This window comes from Bacillus sp. EB106-04-02-XG92, from assembly GCF_058791995.1.
In genome coordinates this window covers 199,783-216,991 of the sequence record NZ_JBYTEA010000005.1, presented here as the reverse complement: position 1 = coordinate 216,991, position 17,209 = coordinate 199,783, and the positions used below count along the sequence as shown (strand labels likewise).

Sequence of the window (17,209 nt, the reverse complement as noted above, 5' to 3'; positions counted from 1 at the left end):
TTATAACAACTATACAAAGAGATAGAAGTTGAAAACAGATTTTTAATAAAAGGAGAAATGAAATTTGAAACCACCTACAGATAACAATAAAGAAGGTGCGGAGTCACAAAAGCTAGAAAGTGAGAGTAAACCGATTTGGAAATCAATGTCCATGTTTTTAGTACCGTTACTATTAAGTAATGTACTACAATCAATCGGCCAATTATTCGGTATGGTAGTAGTAGGAAGATGGCTTGGAGTGAATGATTTAGCAGCCATATCAGCATTCTTCCCGCTATTTTTCTTACTCGTTTCATTTGTAATTGGTATTGGTTCAGGTAGTTCGATTTTAATTGGTCAGGCGTTTGGAGCTAAAAACGAAGATCGTTTAAAAGCGATCGTTGGTACGACACTGACATTTACCTTTATTATTGGAGTTGTGTTGGCGATACTAGGTAGCATTTTTGCGATGGATATTATGCGCCTTATGGGGACGCCAGAAAATATTATTGATATAAGTGTTCATTATGCGCGTATTCTATTTATATCGATGCCAATCTTATTTTTATATTTCGCATATACAACATTTATGAGAGGTACAGGAGATTCTAAAACGCCATTTTACTTTTTAATTGTAAGTACAGCGCTAAATATGATCTTATTACCGATTCTTATTTTTGGATGGTTAGGAGCTCCGAAATTAGATGTGTATGGAGCAGCCTATGCTTCTGTTATATCTACAGTTATTACGTTTATTGTCATGTTAGTGTATTTAAAGAAGAAAAATCACCCGCTACAATTAGATAGTGCGGTAAGAAAATATCTTCGCATGGATGGGGAGTTATTAAAGCTATTGCTACGACTCGGAATTCCAGCGAGTATTAATATGATATTAGTTTCATTATCTGAAATTGCGGTAATCGCGTTTGTAAACCGTTACGGTTCGGATGCAACAGCAGCATATGGCGTCGTGAACCAAGTTGCAAGTTATGTACAAATGCCAGCCGTTAGCCTTGGTATTACAGTTTCTATTTTTGCAGCGCAATCAATTGGTGCAAATCAATTCGATCGACTGCAGAAAGTTGTGAAGGCCGGAATTATTATGAACTACGTCATCGGTGGTGTGCTAATCTCTCTTATTTACTTATTCTCAAGAGACATTCTAGCACTATTTTTAACGAGTCAAACTACTATTGAAATTGCTCACAGCCTCGTTATGATTACGTTATGGAGTTATTTAATTTTCGGTCATGCGCAAATTATTAGTGCGACAATGCGAGCAAGCGGTACAGTATTATGGCCAACTGTTATTGGCGTCGTATCAATTTGGCTTGTTGAAGTACCTGTAGCATATTATCTTTCTTACCATACAAGTCTTGGTATAGAAGGGATATGGATTGGATACCCAGCAGCATTTATTGTCAGCTTAATTTTACAGTATGCATATTATAAGCTTTCATGGCAGAAGAAACGAATTACACGATTAGTGAGTTAAATCATGCAAATGTCCCTAAGTTATTATACTTAGGGACATTTTTTTGTAAGTGTATGTTTATAAATAGCTTTTTAAAGTGATATCAAAATGTTGTCTAATGAGTTTGTTATCACTCATATAAAACTCCCACGCTTTTTCAGGTTCACCGATAATTTCAAAAGATTCTTCTGTAATATATAGAGCGCAATTATCCTCTAGTGCAATGCCTTCTATATTACCTTGATGATTTTGTAAAAAGGAATGGAAGGCGTTCATTCTATTTAATTGATTATAATGTGGACAAAACCTTTTGTTCACAATCCCCCAGCCGTTGCTCTCTATATAACCAGAGCCTTCATAATCTGATCGAATGCTAGATGTGAACCAGCACATAGCACCAGCGCTACATCCTGCAATGAGCGTTCCTTGCTCAAGAGCCAATAGTAATTTTTCATCGAGTTTATGTTCTTTCCATTCTGTAATCATTTGAATATAGTTCCCGCCACCGAGATAAATTAAATCAGCAGACTGAATCATTTCGTCTATTTCATATTTAGAAGGTGTATCGGCTATAGTACGTAAAATTTGTACTTTACAGTGTAACTGTTTTTCGAACGTGTCTAAAAAATTTTTTATATAGCTTTCATCATCATGACTAGCTGTAGGAATGAATAATACTTTTGGATACAGTTTATTTGTTAATTCTATAAGTCGCTCATTAATAGGCGAGTGATTTGAATCTTGTAAATCACCGCCACCAATGACAGCTAATTTCATAGTAAAGCACCACCTAATCATTTTCGTTATATAAAAATTCGATAGAAGAGAGTTACATTCCTTCTGTGATGTAATGATTAAGTAGAAAATATAGTTTAAATATATCGGAATAGTAAAGCAAAGGCTGGTTACATTGAGAAATGAATTAGAGACAATTTCCCCCGCAATTACGAGAAATAAGCCCCCACCATAAAACTCAGAAAATGCATAGAAATTAGGTGGGGGATCAACTGCCCGTAAAAGCCCGATTGTTGAGGCTAATAATCAGTGGGGATAAACAAAACTCCCACTGATTAAAGTTTCACTTTATCAATATATAATACTTCATACTATTGTTTCAAAATATGGAAACAATATGTTTAAATGGATATAAAGAAGCATGTATTCATATGGAATGAGTGTTTATCCTTTAAAAGGAATCGGAAATAATAGAGTTTTTACTTTTAATAGGAACTTGTATTACAATATGGTAAAATTATTTCAATATATTTATTTAATATAAAAATACAAAGAGGGAGCGTGAAAAAAGTGGATTTTCGATTCGAATTTACAACGAAGGTGAAAGAGTACTTGGATGATGAGAAGGATGAAAAAATAATAAAAGATGGACATAGAGATATCATTTTTCAGTATTTATATCCGCTAGAGAGTGAAATTGGTATTTATAAAAATCCTAACTTTACTTTTTTTGCATCAGGAAGACGCTCGCATATCGTATTAGAAAACATTGAATTTAAAACAGAGGTAAATGTAAAAAGTAACATCATTGAAATTACAAAAATAGTGGATAATGTCGTTATCCCGTTAGATACTATCGTAGCGAAAGATCGGGAATTGTTTGCACTTGGGCGTAATGAGAAGTTTAGTGTACAAATATTAGAGCAGTATCTCTTTGAGACATTTGGAGAGAAGTTAGGTTTACAATGATTGGAATGGAGTAGTGAATTTTAGTGTATATCATTTGCGTTTGACCTTTCGTTTAATTTATACTACAATTCGTAGTGTGAAAGGAGCCGTACAATGTTTACTCAAAACTATAAGCTAAATGAGCAAGGGTTAAATCATTTCTTTGGACCGCTTGAAGCGAAAATTATGGAGATTGTTTGGTCTAGCGAAGGGATTACGATTAAAGAAGTGCAGCAGAAATTAAGTGAAGAATCACCTGTGAATTTTAATACTGTTATGACAGTTATGAACAGGTTAGTGGAGAAATTACACTTAGAAAAACAGACTGTGAAAAGAAGTGGCATATATCGTGCTGTACAAACAAAAGAAGAATTCTTATCCAATCAAACGAAGAAAATGACACAGGAGTTGATGGGGGAGTTTGGAGATTTAGTTGTAAATCATATGCTAGATGAGTTAGAACAGGCCGATCCGATTTTAATAAAAAAATTAGAAGATAAATTGAGTCAGTTGAAAAAAGAGGATCAATAAAATGAAATGGCAAATGCGTAAAATCGTACTGTTAGCAGTTATTGTTAGTACCCTCTTTTTCAGTATGTTAGTGTATTATGTTACATATCCATTTCTGTTTCAAAATAAGGCGTTCTTTCTTTCGAATTTTTGCTTGTTCCAGTTAGAACAACATATGAAGGAATTATCGCTCATTCGTATTATAATTACTGGATTTTTACTACTTACTGTATTCATCGTGTGCAAAAGAATTTGGCGACAATTTTTCTATAGTAAAAAGTTACAAAAAGTACTTATCCCTTTTAATCGAAAAGGAAAGCAAATATATATATTGCCGACCGAGGAAGTTGCGGCATTTACAATTGGGTTATTTCTTCCGAAAATTGTCATGTCAGAAGGGATGCTGCAAACATTTTCAGATGAAGAAATGGATGCGATTATTTTTCATGAAGAATATCATCAAACGAATCGAGATCCATTAAAATTATTTTGTTTTACGTTATTAGCAGAGGGAATGATATATATCCCAATATTAAAAGGGCTATTGCAGCGTTATCATGTGTATCAGGAGTTAGCTGCAGATAAGTATGCAATGCGGAAAATGAAATCTAAATTCGAGTTAGGCAGTGCATTATTAAAATTAATTAAAATAAAGACGATGGAAAATCGATGTGTTACAGCTTCATTTGCAAAAACAGCAATAAATTTACGAATCGAGCAAGTGCTAAATGAAAAAATTGTTAAGCTTACGATTCCGTTACATACGAATTCGGTATATATAACATTAGGTCTATTCTGTATGTCGGTTGTACTTATTGTCGGAGAGTGCATATAGCCTCTTTTTTTACGAATCAACACTACTCAATGTAGTGTTTTAGGGGGAATAAAATGAATGCAGCAGATTTAACGATTTGGCTTGTAGCCGGAGCAGGGGTGTTGTCATTTATATCACCATGTTCTTTACCGCTATATCCATCTTATTTATCATATATTACAGGTGTGTCTATTCAAGATTTAAAAGAAAATCGTGGAATGATGCAAAAATCAGCGATTATGCATACCGTATTTTTTGTGATTGGATTTTCGGTTATATTTTATGCGTTAGGGTTATCGGTAAGCTGGATTGGAATAACATTTTCATCTAACCAAAAATTGATTCAACAAATTGGTGGGATTTTTATTATTTTGATGGGATTGTTTATGACAGGCTTGTTTCAACCTAAGTGGCTCATGGCAGAGAAAAAAGTGCAGTATAGAAGTAAATCGACTGGGTATATTCGCTCTATTATAGTCGGTATGACATATGCAGCAGGGTGGACACCATGTATTGGGCCGATATTCTCAGCTGTACTCATGCTTGGTGCGACGAATCCTGAAGGAGCACTACTTTATATTACCGCATATACTCTTGGGTTCGCGGTTCCGTTTTTCGTGATGGCATTCTTTATTGGGAAGGTAAAGTGGATTGTTACATATGCCAATGTCATGATGAAAATTGGCGGCGGAATGATGATTATAACAGGTGTTTTATTGTATACAAATCAAATGACAAAAATTACAGCATTCTTTATTCGTCTGTTTGGTGGATTTACAGGCTTTTAATAATGGGGAGGAAGAAAAGTGAAGAAACTAATTGCGATTATACTGGCCGGGGCACTAATTTGGGCCGGAGTGAACTTTTATAATACAAAAAAAGAAGAAAAAGAAAGAAAAGCAAAACAAGCGGAGTTACAAGAAACAGAAGTATTACCACAAGTAGGATTTAAAGCACCGAACATAACGTTAAAAGGATTAGACGGTAAGCTACATTCGTTAAATGATGCAAAAGGAAAACCGTATCTTATTAATTTTTGGGCATCATGGTGTGGTCCATGTGAAATGGAGGCACCTGATTTAGTTCGTATGTATGATAAATATAAAAAGGACGTTGAAATTTTTGCGGTGAATGCAACTGTAAGTGACCCAGTACAAGAAGCAGGTGCATTTGCGGATCGCTATGGATTTGAGTTTCCGGTTTTACTAGATATGGACGGAGTAGCTGGATTAGATTATAAAGTATTCTCGTTACCAACGACATTTTTCGTTAATAAAGATGGAATTATAGTAGAGCAAGTACGAGGCGTATTACCTCCAGATCAATTAGAAGAGAAATTTAAGAAATTAATTGAGAGTTAAAGAGGGGATTTTGTATTAATGGATTGGATCGTAAGGTTACAACCCGTATCTCTTATAATTGGAAGTCTATTTGGGTTTATGTTGATGAAACGAAAGATGAAGAACGAAAGTGTACCATATGAAAAAATGATGGATGCAGTAACAAATGCATTTCTAATTATCGTATTTGTATGGAAATTTGCACCGGCAATTATTAATCCAGTATGGGCTTTTAGATCGCCATTACAGGCACTATTAGCTATAGGAAGTATGAAGCATATGATAGCAGGATGCATAATTGCGAGTGTATATATTGTTTGGAAAAGTAAAAAGGAGCAATTTTCACTTCGCATTTTACTTGATGTCTTGCCTATTGGACTATGTATGAGTATTATTTTCTATTTTCTATTCCACCACCAAATAGGTGTACAAACGACATTGCCTTGGGGTGTGAAAATATATGAATCTAAATTTTTATATCACCCCATTTTTGTATATAAGATCATCCTGTCCCTTTGTATATTGGGCTTGTTATGGATGAAAAATGAAAGACTTGGAAATGGAAAGAACATAAGTGTTTTTCTAATAGTTGAGGGTGTTGCTCATATTATTATTTCGCTTATTAGTGAACAACACTCGATTCTATTTGGTTTATCAGTACAGCAAATAATGAGCTTCTTTATTATTAGTTTAGGAATTTTGTTGGTGCCGAAAAAGTAAAAAGATAGCCATATATGGAGTATGTCCATACGTGGCTATCTTTTTTATTTTATATTAAAAAATCGGCGGAGTAACAGAAAATAAAACAATCGCATTTTTCTCGAACTGATTTACCCATTTATGTTTTAAATAAGCGGGTATTTTTACGCTATCACCCTTTTTTAAAGTGTACTCCTCTTCGTTTAAATACAATGTAATTGTTCCGTCTAATACAAATGCCAATTCTTCACCTTTATGTTCTAGTACATTTTCTGATGAAGCTGTATTTGGCGGAACAGTCATAATTGCTGTTGCTAAATTTCCTGTGAAATCAGGTGATAACAATTCATATGATAAATTATCGATAATCATTTTTTTTCGTTTATGAGAACGTACAATTAAATCGTCTGTATTTGTATCTTCAAGTAAAAAGCTAAATGTTGGAACTTCTAACGCTTTAGCGAGTACTTTTAATGTTTGAATAGAAGGATTAGCAGACCCGCGCTCAATTTGACTTAACATAGATGGTGTAATATCAGCCATCTTTGCTAAGTCTTTACTCGTTAAACCTTTTTCTTTTCTTTGTTTTTCAATCTTTTTACCAATATCTATATTTTCCATAATGAAAAAGCTCCTTGTATATTATTAAATTATATTTAAATAAATTAAATTAAAATTAACTAAAGTGAATAATTTGTGTTAAACTATATTAAAATTAATTTAATTATAGTTTATTGAATCGTAAGCTACAAGGTTATGAGGAGGAAGAGAAATGAAGGGAATAGAGAATTTAAAAGAGGAATATCCACTAATAAATAAATTAATCGTAACAGAAGAAGTATTTTGGGTGAATCCGAACATGGAAAAGTATGAAACGGCAATAAAAGATTCGCCACTTAATGAAGAGAATGTAAAAGATGCGGAAGAAAGATTAAAACGTTTTGCACCATACATTGCGAAAGTTTTTCCTGAAACGAAAGAAACAGGCGGTATTATTGAATCTCCCTTAGTGAAGATACCTACTATGAAACAGTCTCTAGAGAAAAATTACGGGAAACCTATATTAGGAGAATTACTATTAAAATGTGATAGCGGGCTTCCGATATCAGGATCCATTAAAGCTAGAGGCGGCATTTATGAAGTGCTGAAGCATGCTGAGCAATTAGCATTGCAGCACGGAATGTTAACAGAAAATGATGATTACTCTATTTTAGATAGTGATACATGTAGAGAGTTTTTTGCGAAATACTCAATTGCAGTAGGTTCTACAGGTAATTTAGGGCTAAGCATTGGGATTATGAGTGCGAAACTAGGTTTTAACGTAACTGTTCATATGTCAGCAGACGCAAAAGAATGGAAGAAAGATTTATTAAGAAGTAAAGGTGTAAACGTTATTGAGTATGAAGCTGATTATAGTAAAGCAGTAGAAGAGGGGCGTCAGCAAGCAGATGCAGATCCTAGCTGTTATTTTGTAGATGATGAAAACTCCCATGATTTATTTTTAGGATACGCAGTAGCAGCGTCGCGTCTACAAAAGCAATTAGAAGAGTTAAAGATTGTAGTAGATGAAGAGCATCCTTTATTCGTTTACCTTCCGTGCGGAGTAGGGGGCGGACCTGGCGGCGTCGCATTTGGTTTAAAGTTATTGTATAAAGACAATGTGCACTGTTTCTTTGCGGAGCCAACGCATTCTCCATGTATGTTACTCGGTTTAATGACAGGACTTCATGATAAAATTGCTGTTCAAGATATCGGGATTGATAATGTAACAGACGCGGACGGACTAGCGGTAGGAAGACCGTCTGGATTTGTCGGTAAAACGATGGAACCATTTTTGAGTGGAAATTACACAGTAAGTGATGAAGAGTTATATAGATTGTTGAAGGAACTAGCAGATACAGAAAATATTTATTTAGAACCTTCTGCGTTAGCAGGTATGATAGGACCAGTGAAAGTATGTAAAGAAGATGAGTATTTACAAAAACAACAGTTAACTGTGAAGGTAAAGAAAGGTACTCATATTGTGTGGGGAACTGGTGGGAGTATGGTTCCCGAAGACGTGATGAATGGGTATTATAAAACAGGTGTGGAATTAACGTTAAAATAAAAATGGGGCTTTTACAGCCTCATTTTTTTCATGTGCATAAAATTCTTTGTTATTTTCGCATTAGTTCATTATAGTATAGATATAAAGAACGAATATAAAATACATATAACAAAAAAGATTTATTTTACATAATAAGAGGATGTGTATACGATGTCATTACAGACTAAATATATAGCGGGTATTTCGCTGGGGGTTATGGGAGTAGGCTTTGCCGCTTCTATCCCGTTTCAAGGAACGGTAGCAGGAGAGATTATACAAGGGGGATTTGAAGCTGGATTAGTTGGCGGACTTGCGGATTGGTTCGCAGTTACGGCTTTATTCCGTCATCCGATGGGAATTCCAATTCCTCACACAGCGTTATTACCTAAAAATCGTAAACGAGTAACGAAAGGACTCATTAACACGTTAGAAAATGAGTGGCTGACGAAAGAAAGTATTACGAATAAAGTAAAAGAAATGCAGCTAGCACAAATGGTGCTGCAAATTGCTGAGAGAGAAATGCAGTCTGACGCTGTGAAAAAGGGGATTGTAACGATCGCGGAGAAAGCGATTGTTACAATAGATACGGAAAAGTTAGCGGTTATTATTGAAAAAGAATTAAAAACGTATTTGCATACAATTAATACAAGTAACATTTTACAAGTACTTGTTGATCAGTTAGTTGTCCAAGAATATGATGAAAAGACACTTGATTACATTTTAGTAAAAGTGAAAGACTGGACAGCGCAAGATGAAGCGCGTTACCAGCTCGGAAGCTTAGGTATGAAGGCGATGGAAAACATAAAAGTAGATGGATTTTTACAGTTTACTTTGAAATCGTTTATGAATATTGTAGATGAAGATAAAATTGGCGGCATTTTGCAGAAATTCATTATTAGCAATATTAACAGCTTACAAGATGCAGATAATAGTACGAGACAACTTATTTTATCAAAAATTCGTCAAGAAATTATAAATGTAAAAGAGAATGAAGCGTTACTACAAGAATTAGAAAATTGGAAAGAAAAATGGATTTCCAATTGGAATGCTACTGACAAAATTAAAGAGATGCTGGAGCAAGTACAACAAAGGGCAATTGCTTTTGTGAAAAATGAAGAATTTGCGGATAAATATGTTATTCCATTTTTACAAACACAAATGAATAAAATAAAAGAAGATGAACAGACTGTACAAAAAATAGAAGAGTGGTTACAAAAACAAGTTGTCACACTTGTTGAAAAGAATCATTCGAAAATCGGAAAACTTGTACAAGAAAACCTTGATAAGTTAGATGATAAAACGTTAATCGAAATGATTGAAAATAACGTCGGTAAAGATTTACAGTGGATCCGAGTAAACGGGGCTGTTTGCGGATTTATGATTGGATTAGTGTTAGAAGGAATTAAAGCGATTATATGAGAAAAACCTTCCACAATTGTGGAAGGTTTTTACTTTTCAATAATACTCATATTGATATTATAAGCTTTTTCAATATGTAACTTGTACGTCCCATTTCCTGTTTTAATCGAATTTTTATACCAATGTTCTTGGCCATTGAATTCTTTATTTTCTTCTGAAGTATTCTCTTCTTTTTTCGTTAAATCTTCAACTTTTTCCCAAGGCGTGTTTCCGTGAGCTTCTTTTTGATTTGTTACGGCGATTACAGATATGTCGCTTTCTTTTGTTAAATGAACAGATACATTTGAACTTTCTTGTACAAACCAATTATTTTGCAATTGACCTGGATAAAGGGATAGTTCGTTATTTGAAGCACGAACTTCTACATTTTTATTTTGCGGAAGAACGAGTGTCGGCTTGACCTGTGGTGCTGAATTCCATAACGTATGTTGAACTGGTAATGATTTTAAAGTAATATACATCGTTTCCCCAGCTGTTTGAACTGAAAGGAAATCTTCTTGTTTTAAATTAAGTTTTTCATTAGTTTTCGTTGTCATTTCATATGTTCCAAGAAGGTGAATTTGATTTGTATCATTTCCCTCTATTGTTAGAGGGTGCTGTCCTGCATCCACTACAATTTTTTTAATAGATTCAGGTATATCAAGTTGTCCACTTGGAATATTACTCGTTTGGCGAGTGGTATGAATAGAATGGCGAACTTCATCTAGTAATCCAGTTGATAATAAACAGTAAAAAGCAATTCCAACGCTTCCTAAAACGCCGATAAAGAAAATACTAAAAATATCATATTTAATAAAGGGTTGCTCCTTCTTAGAAAATAGAAGGTATAGTAAAATTTCCACGCCAAGTATAATAAGTAAAACAGGCCACCATGCTGTTAAGGAATCTAATACTTCAGTACCTTTTATAACTGAAAATAGTAAGAAGCAACCTAATGAAATAATAGAAAGCCCCATTGAAAATGTTCCAACGCGCCATGTTCTCATTCTTTTGTACCACCTTTGTTTTCTTTATTTCCAAGTAACAATTTAAAGCCGCCACCAATTAAGAGGAGTGCAACGATAGATGTTTGGAAATAGCGATAATATAGCTCGCTAAGATGAATGTTAAATATAGATGCAAAGTAATCATTCAAAATAGGAAGGAGTGTTTGATCTAATAAATAATAACCACCGAGTGTAATTAATCCAATACCGATCCATCTTTGATGATTGATAAAATAATCAATGATAGGTTCGTCATGTACACGTTCTTTTCCATACTTTGCAGTTTGCTGTAAAGCGTCAAAGAAGCTATAGAACCAAATGATTGGAACTAAAAATAAAAACGCAGAAAGTCTTAATAAGTCAAGTAAGTATATAGAAAGTAAGAAGGCTACCATAAGCTGAAGGCCGCGTCGCTGCAAGCCTAAATACATATGTCCTGCTCCGGGGAACATTGCTAAAATAGAAGCGAATGTTTTATTCTTCTTTCCTTGTTCACGATGCTCTTCAAACTCTTCGAAAATAGTACGATCATCTAGTTGCTCGCCACGTTCTTTTTTCTGGAGCTGCTGAACAACATCGAAGAAATTGTAAATCCATAAAACAGGTAATGTAATAAGGAAGATTAGGAAACTTTCTTGCGATGTTAAAAGTGCAACAAAAATAATCATACTTCCGATTCCTGTGCAAGCGACTAAAAATGTAAGTCCACGTTGCATAAGTCCTAATTGAAAATGTCCAAGTCCAGGGATGATGGATAGGAGAATGATATAAAATCGTTCGCTCTCTTTAGAGGACTCTGTCAATTCTCCGGCTGCTTGTTTTTTCGATTGATTAATAATAGTGATAACTAAATCTAATAAATTGATCGCCCATAACACGACTAGTAAAAATAGAGAAAGAAAAGCAATATCACGCTCTCCTAGTGCTATTGTACAAAATGCTGCAAAGATAAATAGAAATACAGCCCCTCCGCTATATAAAATAAACCGTCCAAATTTCTTTACATATAAATGACCAAGCCCGGGAATTAGCCCTAATACAAGTGCTAAAAAGGGATTTTTATTCATGCTTTGAACCTCCGTCCTTTTTTGATGTGTCTACCGATTTGTTTACAATTTGTTGTGAGATAGAAGACTCGTTATGTTTTGAAGATTTCTCGAAATTTGATGTTGCTGTGAAAATATATTGGAATAAACCACTTACCATAAAAATAATGGTAGCTGCGGTCGCAATTATGTAGTGAATAATCGTTCGCTTTAGTGAGTTTGTTTTTATATTTTCATTAAGTTGTAGCGTTTCAAAATCAATTTGCGTCATAACTTCGTTCGTAAATGAATCATCATTTATCATTGGAAGGTTTTCATGTTGTTCATCGATACTTTCCATATAAAGTGCTAAACAATGATCACATTCATAAAGGTGTTCTTCCATAGATTCACGTTCATTGTTTTTGATAAAATCTAATGTATAATTACGCCAATCTTCTTTTGAATAATGCGTCATAGAAACTCTTCCTCCTTCCAATGTTTTTTAATCCATTTTCTTGCCCGATACAGTTTCATTTCGACTGTTTTCACTTCGATGTTTTCCTGTAAAGCAATTTCTTGATAGCTTTTTTCTTCTAAGTAATGTGAGAGGACGACGTCACGGTAATTTTCGGGAAGTTCTCTCAGCTTTTGAGCAATGAGTAATTTTTGCTCTTTCGTCAATAATAAAGCCTCAATATTTTGAGAGGATTTTATATTTTCCTCAGTTTCTTTACATAAGGAGAGTTCTTCGTTTTCTCTAGCTTTTTTTCTCTTATAATCAATAGCGTGATTGGTGGCAATACGCGCCATCCACGTCTTTAATCCGCGAAATTGATAATTAGGGAGAGAGGCGTGAATTTTTACGAATACTTCTTGTGTAACATCTTTCGCATCTTCTTCGTGTCTTACAATAGAAAAGATAACTTGGAAAATATAGTGACGATATGTTTGCACAAGGATACGAAAAGCATGTTCGCTTCCTTGCTGTGCTTTTTCAATTAATTGTTTTTCCTCAATGGGTCTCTCCCTCCTTTTTGACGCATTCTATTATATAGACGTAAGAAATGACTGGTCACCCTACACATGTTGTAAAAAAAGAATAATATATTTTTAGAAAGGAGGCTATATGAAAAAAGGTGTGAAAAAATGGTAAAAAGGAGTATATAATGAGCAAGTGGGAAATGTTACGGGAAGAAAGGATGTGAATGTTAGTAGAGGAAGGTCCATACTAACAAACATGAAAATAAAAATATTAATAGCAGATGATAATTCTTTTATTAGAGAAGGCATGAAAATTATTTTAAATACATATGAAGAGTTCGAAGTGGTAGATACAGTAAATGATGGGAAAGAAGCAGTTGACTATTGCAAAAAGAACGACGTTGATATCGCTCTTTTAGATGTCCGCATGCCAAATATGAACGGGGTAGAGGCGACGAAATTTATTTGTGAAGAAACGGAAACGAAACCACTAATTTTAACGACGTTCGATGATGATGAATATATTTTGGACGCAGTGAAGAACGGGGCGAAAGGTTATTTATTAAAAAATAATGATCCAGAGCGTATTCGTGATGCAATAAAAGGAGTATATAACGGTCAAACTGTTATGCAAGATGTAGTGCTTGATAAAATTAAGTGCAATTTAATGGAAAGCAAAGAGGACGAATGTAAAATAGATAAGAGTCTTTTTACAGAAAGAGAGCTTAGTATTATCGCATTAATTGCGAAAGGTTTCTCGAATAAAGAAATTTCAAAGCAACTTTTCATATCAGAAGGAACGATTGCAAATTATATTACATCAGTTTTAGGGAAAACTGGACTAGAACATCGTACACAAATTGCGATTTATTACTTAACAGGGAAAGTAGATTAAAAATATGGAATTTTGGTTAATTGTAAGTAAATTAATTGTCTTTATATATATTGTGTTTAGTTACATTTATTTAAATGTCGCGAACTTACCATGGATTATACTTACTTTGCTTTTATATCTTTCTGTAAACGTGCTCATTTCTATATTTAAAAAAGATACGCACAAAAACATATTAACTTCTCTGTCAATTGGCGTAGTTATGTTATTCACATGGAAGATACATCCGCTTTTTATTTTATTTTTACCTTTGAACTTATATGAACTTGTATTTCGATATATAGAGAAGAAATGGCAACTCTTTATCATGATGATGATTCCTATTATTTTTACAGATGAAAGTATTCGAATGACATATGGATTAATTGTTGCATTTTCTTTCATCATATTAACTATGGCAGAACGGTATATATCGCGTGTATTAAAGCTTGAATCACAAAATGATAAGATGCGAAAAGATATGCAGCGGCTGACGAAAAGCTTACATGAAAATAAAGAGTATATAAAGCAATCAGAGTACACATTTAAGTTAGAAGAGAGAAACCGGCTCTCTCAAGAAATTCATGATAAAATTGGTCATTCGATGACGGGTGCGCTAATTCAAATGGAAGCAGCAAAGAGATTAATGGCGATAGATAAAGAAAAATCTGCCGAGTTATTACAAAATGCAATTCATATTTCGAAAGATGGAATTGAAAGCATTCGGATTACATTAAAAAATATGAAGCCACCAACTGAGCAAATTGGTATTCATCGTATGAAATTATTCATAGAGGAATTTGCCGGTAAGCATGATGTGAATATTCCTTTCGTTTATAAAGGGAACTTAGATATGATTTCTCCTATACAGTGGAAGATTATCGGTGAAAATGTCACGGAGGCATTAACAAATGCGATGAAATATGCTGATGCGACAGTCATTTCAATCGATATTCATGTACTTAACAAGATGGTAAAGGTACAAGTGAAGGATAACGGAAAAGGTGCAATGCTTGTTAAAAAAGGTCTCGGTATTATGGGGATGGAGGAACGAACGGCGTCTGTAAATGGTAAAATTATTGTAGATGGAACAAGTGGTTTTTCAGTAACAATGTTGCTGCCGATATGAGAATGAATCATCTCATATGAAAAAAGTGAATAATCTCATGTGAAAAGAATGAACTTCTGCACTGAGCAGGTTCATTTTTTTTGTTTATAATAACAGCAGAGAAACCGAAATAGGGGTGAAATGATGAATACATTAGAAATTAAAAATTTAACGAAAAAATTTGGTGATTTCATCGCGGTAGATAATATGTCTTTATCTATTAAAGAAGGAGAGATATTTGGCTTTTTAGGATCAAATGGTGCTGGTAAAAGTACAACGATAAATATGATTGCTGGCTTGCTAATAAGTAATGAAGGTGAAATTAGCATATTAGGAAAAAATATAAAGAAACATAATCGATTTGCGAAGATGAATATCGGTATCGTTCCGCAAGATATTGCGATTTATGAAGAGTTAACTGCCTATGAAAATGTGAAATTCTTTGCTGGATTGTACGGGTTAAGAGGAGCCGAACTAAAAGCGAGAGTAGAGGAAGCACTTCAGTTTGTAGGGCTTAGCGATAAACATAAAAGTTATCCGAAAAACTTTTCAGGCGGGATGAAGAGAAGACTGAATATCGCTTGTGCGATCGCTCATAGACCGAAGCTAATTATTATGGATGAGCCGACAGTTGGAATTGATCCACAGTCAAGAAACTATATTCTCCAATCTGTTCGAAAATTAAATGAGATGGGAAGTACCATTATTTACACGAGCCACTACATGGAAGAAGTAGAAGAGATTTGTACGAAAATAGCAATTGTAGATCACGGTAAAGTAATTGCAGAAGGTACGAAAGAGCAGTTGAAAGCGATTATTACTGATACGAAAGATATTTGGGTGGAAGTGAAGTCAGTAGAAAATTTAGATGTAGAACAGTTAAAAGAGATAAACGGTGTGAAAGCTGTTCAAATCGAAGAGAACGTAATTAAAGTAAACTCGGATGCAGGAGTAAACAATTTAAATAAAATTATTCAACACTTCATTAATCATGACATTGAAATTCGTTCGTTAGAGGAGCAGGCTCCAAACTTAGAAACAGTATTCCTTACGTTGACTGGGAGAAACTTACGAGATAAATAAAAGGTAAATGAAGAAAAGGTAAAGGGAGGTTCATCAATTGAACATCTTCAATATTGCGATTATGCATATGAAAAGAGATTTCAGAGACGTAAGAACTTTAGTTTTTATGTTAGCATTTCCGGTCGTACTTATGCTTGTGTTAGGAACGGCGTTAACGAATGCATTTAATAGTGATAGTCAATCGATTAAAGATATAAAAGTGCTATATAAAGATGAAGCAAGTAGCACACTTTCTCAATCGTTTGAAGCATTTACGAAAGAAGTCGATAAATCGGGTATTCATTTTAAAAAAGCTTCTGGCAGTATAGATGGGAAAGAAGAAGTGAAGCAAAATAAATATGCTGCTTATGTAGAGTTAAATAAAGATGGTGCAAAATTGTACGGAAGTGACAAAAGTAGTATTGAGGGAAGTATTGTGGAAGGTATGCTTACAACATTTGTTGATAAGTACAATGTAGCAACCGAAGTTGCAAAAGTAGATCCTAGTAAGGTGAGCGCAGTTATTTCAAACGGAAATCATAATGATTATATAAAAGAAACATCTTTACAAGCTGCGAAAAAGCCAGGTTCTATGGATTACTATGCAGTTGTAATGACGACGATGATTGCACTATATGCAGCGATGGGAGCCAGTTCTTTAATTCGAGGAGAACGAATACGTAAAACAGGAGATCGTCTCATTGCTGCGCCTATAAGTAAGGCTGAAATATTCATTGGAAAAGTACTTGGTAGCTTAGTAGCAAATGCCCTTTGCGTATTACTCGTCATGTTATTTAGCAAATTTGTTTTTCAAGCAAATTGGGGCGACCATCTTGGAATCATATTTATTATTTTATTAACACAAGTCTTTCTAGCGATTAGTTTCGGTTTAGGGATTGGATATATTACGAAAACAGCTGAATCATCGAGAGCGATTATTCTTGTAGTTGTGCAATTAGCCTCTATTTTTGGTGGTGCATATTTCGTAATAGAAGAAAATTTCGTTACGAATTTATCACCATTAACGTGGGCAAACACAGCTGTTATGAAAATTATTTATGCAAATGATATAGGAGCAGCACTGCCGGTGATATGTTTAAATCTCGGGATTTCAGCACTCTTTTTATTAATTGCAATTATTGCATTACGTAGACGGGAGGGGCTATAGT

Annotated in this window: 19 protein-coding genes; 13 read left to right on the top strand and 6 right to left on the bottom strand. The window is 34.2% G+C overall.

Annotated elements, in window-relative coordinates; all coding sequences use genetic code 11:
• Window positions 1–64 precede the first annotated feature (64 nt).
• Window positions 65–1,474, top strand: coding sequence for an MATE family efflux transporter (locus AC3WVA_RS14875; RefSeq protein ID WP_098345351.1), 1,410 nt, complete (start codon window positions 65–67; stop codon window positions 1,472–1,474).
• A gap of 57 nt (window positions 1,475–1,531) precedes the next feature.
• Here the strand turns inward: AC3WVA_RS14875 and AC3WVA_RS14870 are convergent, their stop codons facing one another.
• A complete protein-coding gene (locus tag AC3WVA_RS14870; RefSeq protein ID WP_098345349.1) occupies window positions 1,532–2,230 on the bottom strand; it encodes a peptidase E in 699 nt (232 codons plus the stop codon).
• Window positions 2,231–2,758: 528 nt separating this feature from the next.
• Here AC3WVA_RS14870 and AC3WVA_RS14865 point away from each other — a divergent pair.
• The 6 genes from AC3WVA_RS14865 to AC3WVA_RS14840 all read left to right on the top strand — a co-directional run bounded on the left by AC3WVA_RS14865 (window position 2,759) and on the right by AC3WVA_RS14840 (window position 6,520).
• Entirely contained in the window at window positions 2,759–3,157 is a 399-nt protein-coding gene (locus tag AC3WVA_RS14865) for a DUF3942 family protein (RefSeq protein ID WP_014893865.1), read from the top strand.
• Between the two features lie 93 nt (window positions 3,158–3,250).
• On the top strand, window positions 3,251–3,667 hold the full coding sequence (locus tag AC3WVA_RS14860; RefSeq protein ID WP_098345348.1) for a BlaI/MecI/CopY family transcriptional regulator: 417 nt from the start codon (window positions 3,251–3,253) through the stop codon (window positions 3,665–3,667).
• Window position 3,668: 1 nt separating this feature from the next.
• Complete coding sequence (locus tag AC3WVA_RS14855; RefSeq protein ID WP_098345347.1) at window positions 3,669–4,481, top strand: M56 family metallopeptidase; 813 nt, start codon at window positions 3,669–3,671, stop codon at window positions 4,479–4,481.
• A 53-nt stretch (window positions 4,482–4,534) separates the two neighbouring features.
• Window positions 4,535–5,248 carry a cytochrome c-type biogenesis protein CcdA gene (ccdA, locus tag AC3WVA_RS14850; protein WP_098345346.1) on the top strand — a complete coding sequence of 238 codons (714 nt, stop codon included), beginning with the start codon at window positions 4,535–4,537 and terminating at the stop codon, window positions 5,246–5,248.
• A gap of 18 nt (window positions 5,249–5,266) precedes the next feature.
• Window positions 5,267–5,821, top strand: coding sequence for a TlpA family protein disulfide reductase (locus tag AC3WVA_RS14845; RefSeq protein WP_048527220.1), 555 nt, complete (start codon window positions 5,267–5,269; stop codon window positions 5,819–5,821).
• 18 nt (window positions 5,822–5,839) lie between these two features.
• Window positions 5,840–6,520: a prolipoprotein diacylglyceryl transferase family protein gene (locus tag AC3WVA_RS14840; RefSeq protein WP_098345345.1), complete on the top strand. Its 681-nt coding sequence runs from the start codon at window positions 5,840–5,842 to the stop codon at window positions 6,518–6,520.
• 54 nt (window positions 6,521–6,574) lie between these two features.
• Here the strand turns inward: AC3WVA_RS14840 and AC3WVA_RS14835 are convergent, their stop codons facing one another.
• Window positions 6,575–7,120 carry a helix-turn-helix domain-containing protein gene (locus tag AC3WVA_RS14835; RefSeq protein ID WP_098345344.1) on the bottom strand — a complete coding sequence of 182 codons (546 nt, stop codon included), beginning with the start codon at window positions 7,118–7,120 and terminating at the stop codon, window positions 6,575–6,577.
• Between the two features lie 151 nt (window positions 7,121–7,271).
• On the opposite strand from AC3WVA_RS14835, the gene dsdA reads away from it, so the two are divergent.
• A complete protein-coding gene (gene dsdA / locus AC3WVA_RS14830; protein WP_098345343.1) occupies window positions 7,272–8,606 on the top strand; it encodes a D-serine ammonia-lyase in 1,335 nt (444 codons plus the stop codon).
• A 150-nt stretch (window positions 8,607–8,756) separates the two neighbouring features.
• A complete protein-coding gene (locus AC3WVA_RS14825; RefSeq protein WP_098345342.1) occupies window positions 8,757–10,004 on the top strand; it encodes a DUF445 domain-containing protein in 1,248 nt (415 codons plus the stop codon).
• 29 nt (window positions 10,005–10,033) lie between these two features.
• Here the strand turns inward: AC3WVA_RS14825 and exsE are convergent, their stop codons facing one another.
• The 4 genes from exsE to AC3WVA_RS14805 are packed head-to-tail and all read right to left on the bottom strand — an operon-like array spanning window position 10,034 to window position 12,972.
• A complete protein-coding gene (gene exsE / locus AC3WVA_RS14820) occupies window positions 10,034–10,990 on the bottom strand; it encodes an exosporium protein ExsE (RefSeq protein WP_098345341.1) in 957 nt (318 codons plus the stop codon).
• A complete protein-coding gene (locus AC3WVA_RS14815) occupies window positions 10,987–12,057 on the bottom strand; it encodes a hypothetical protein (RefSeq protein WP_098881188.1) in 1,071 nt (356 codons plus the stop codon). The genes exsE and AC3WVA_RS14815 overlap by 4 nt, the downstream gene beginning before the upstream one ends.
• Entirely contained in the window at window positions 12,050–12,493 is a 444-nt protein-coding gene (locus tag AC3WVA_RS14810) for a hypothetical protein (RefSeq protein ID WP_098345339.1), read from the bottom strand. The genes AC3WVA_RS14815 and AC3WVA_RS14810 overlap by 8 nt, the downstream gene beginning before the upstream one ends.
• Window positions 12,490–12,972: an RNA polymerase sigma factor gene (locus tag AC3WVA_RS14805; protein WP_321191683.1), complete on the bottom strand. Its 483-nt coding sequence runs from the start codon at window positions 12,970–12,972 to the stop codon at window positions 12,490–12,492. The genes AC3WVA_RS14810 and AC3WVA_RS14805 overlap by 4 nt, the downstream gene beginning before the upstream one ends.
• 283 nt (window positions 12,973–13,255) lie before the next feature.
• Here AC3WVA_RS14805 and AC3WVA_RS14800 point away from each other — a divergent pair, with 283 nt between their 5' ends.
• The 4 genes from AC3WVA_RS14800 to AC3WVA_RS14785 all read left to right on the top strand — a co-directional run bounded on the left by AC3WVA_RS14800 (window position 13,256) and on the right by AC3WVA_RS14785 (window position 17,208).
• Entirely contained in the window at window positions 13,256–13,894 is a 639-nt protein-coding gene (locus tag AC3WVA_RS14800) for a response regulator transcription factor (protein ID WP_098345337.1), read from the top strand.
• 4 nt (window positions 13,895–13,898) lie between these two features.
• A complete protein-coding gene (locus AC3WVA_RS14795; protein ID WP_098345336.1) occupies window positions 13,899–14,999 on the top strand; it encodes a sensor histidine kinase in 1,101 nt (366 codons plus the stop codon).
• A 123-nt stretch (window positions 15,000–15,122) separates the two neighbouring features.
• Window positions 15,123–16,061, top strand: coding sequence for an ABC transporter ATP-binding protein (locus tag AC3WVA_RS14790; protein WP_098345335.1), 939 nt, complete (start codon window positions 15,123–15,125; stop codon window positions 16,059–16,061).
• Between the two features lie 37 nt (window positions 16,062–16,098).
• Complete coding sequence (locus tag AC3WVA_RS14785; protein ID WP_098345334.1) at window positions 16,099–17,208, top strand: ABC transporter permease; 1,110 nt, start codon at window positions 16,099–16,101, stop codon at window positions 17,206–17,208.
• Window position 17,209: the final 1 nt, after the last annotated feature.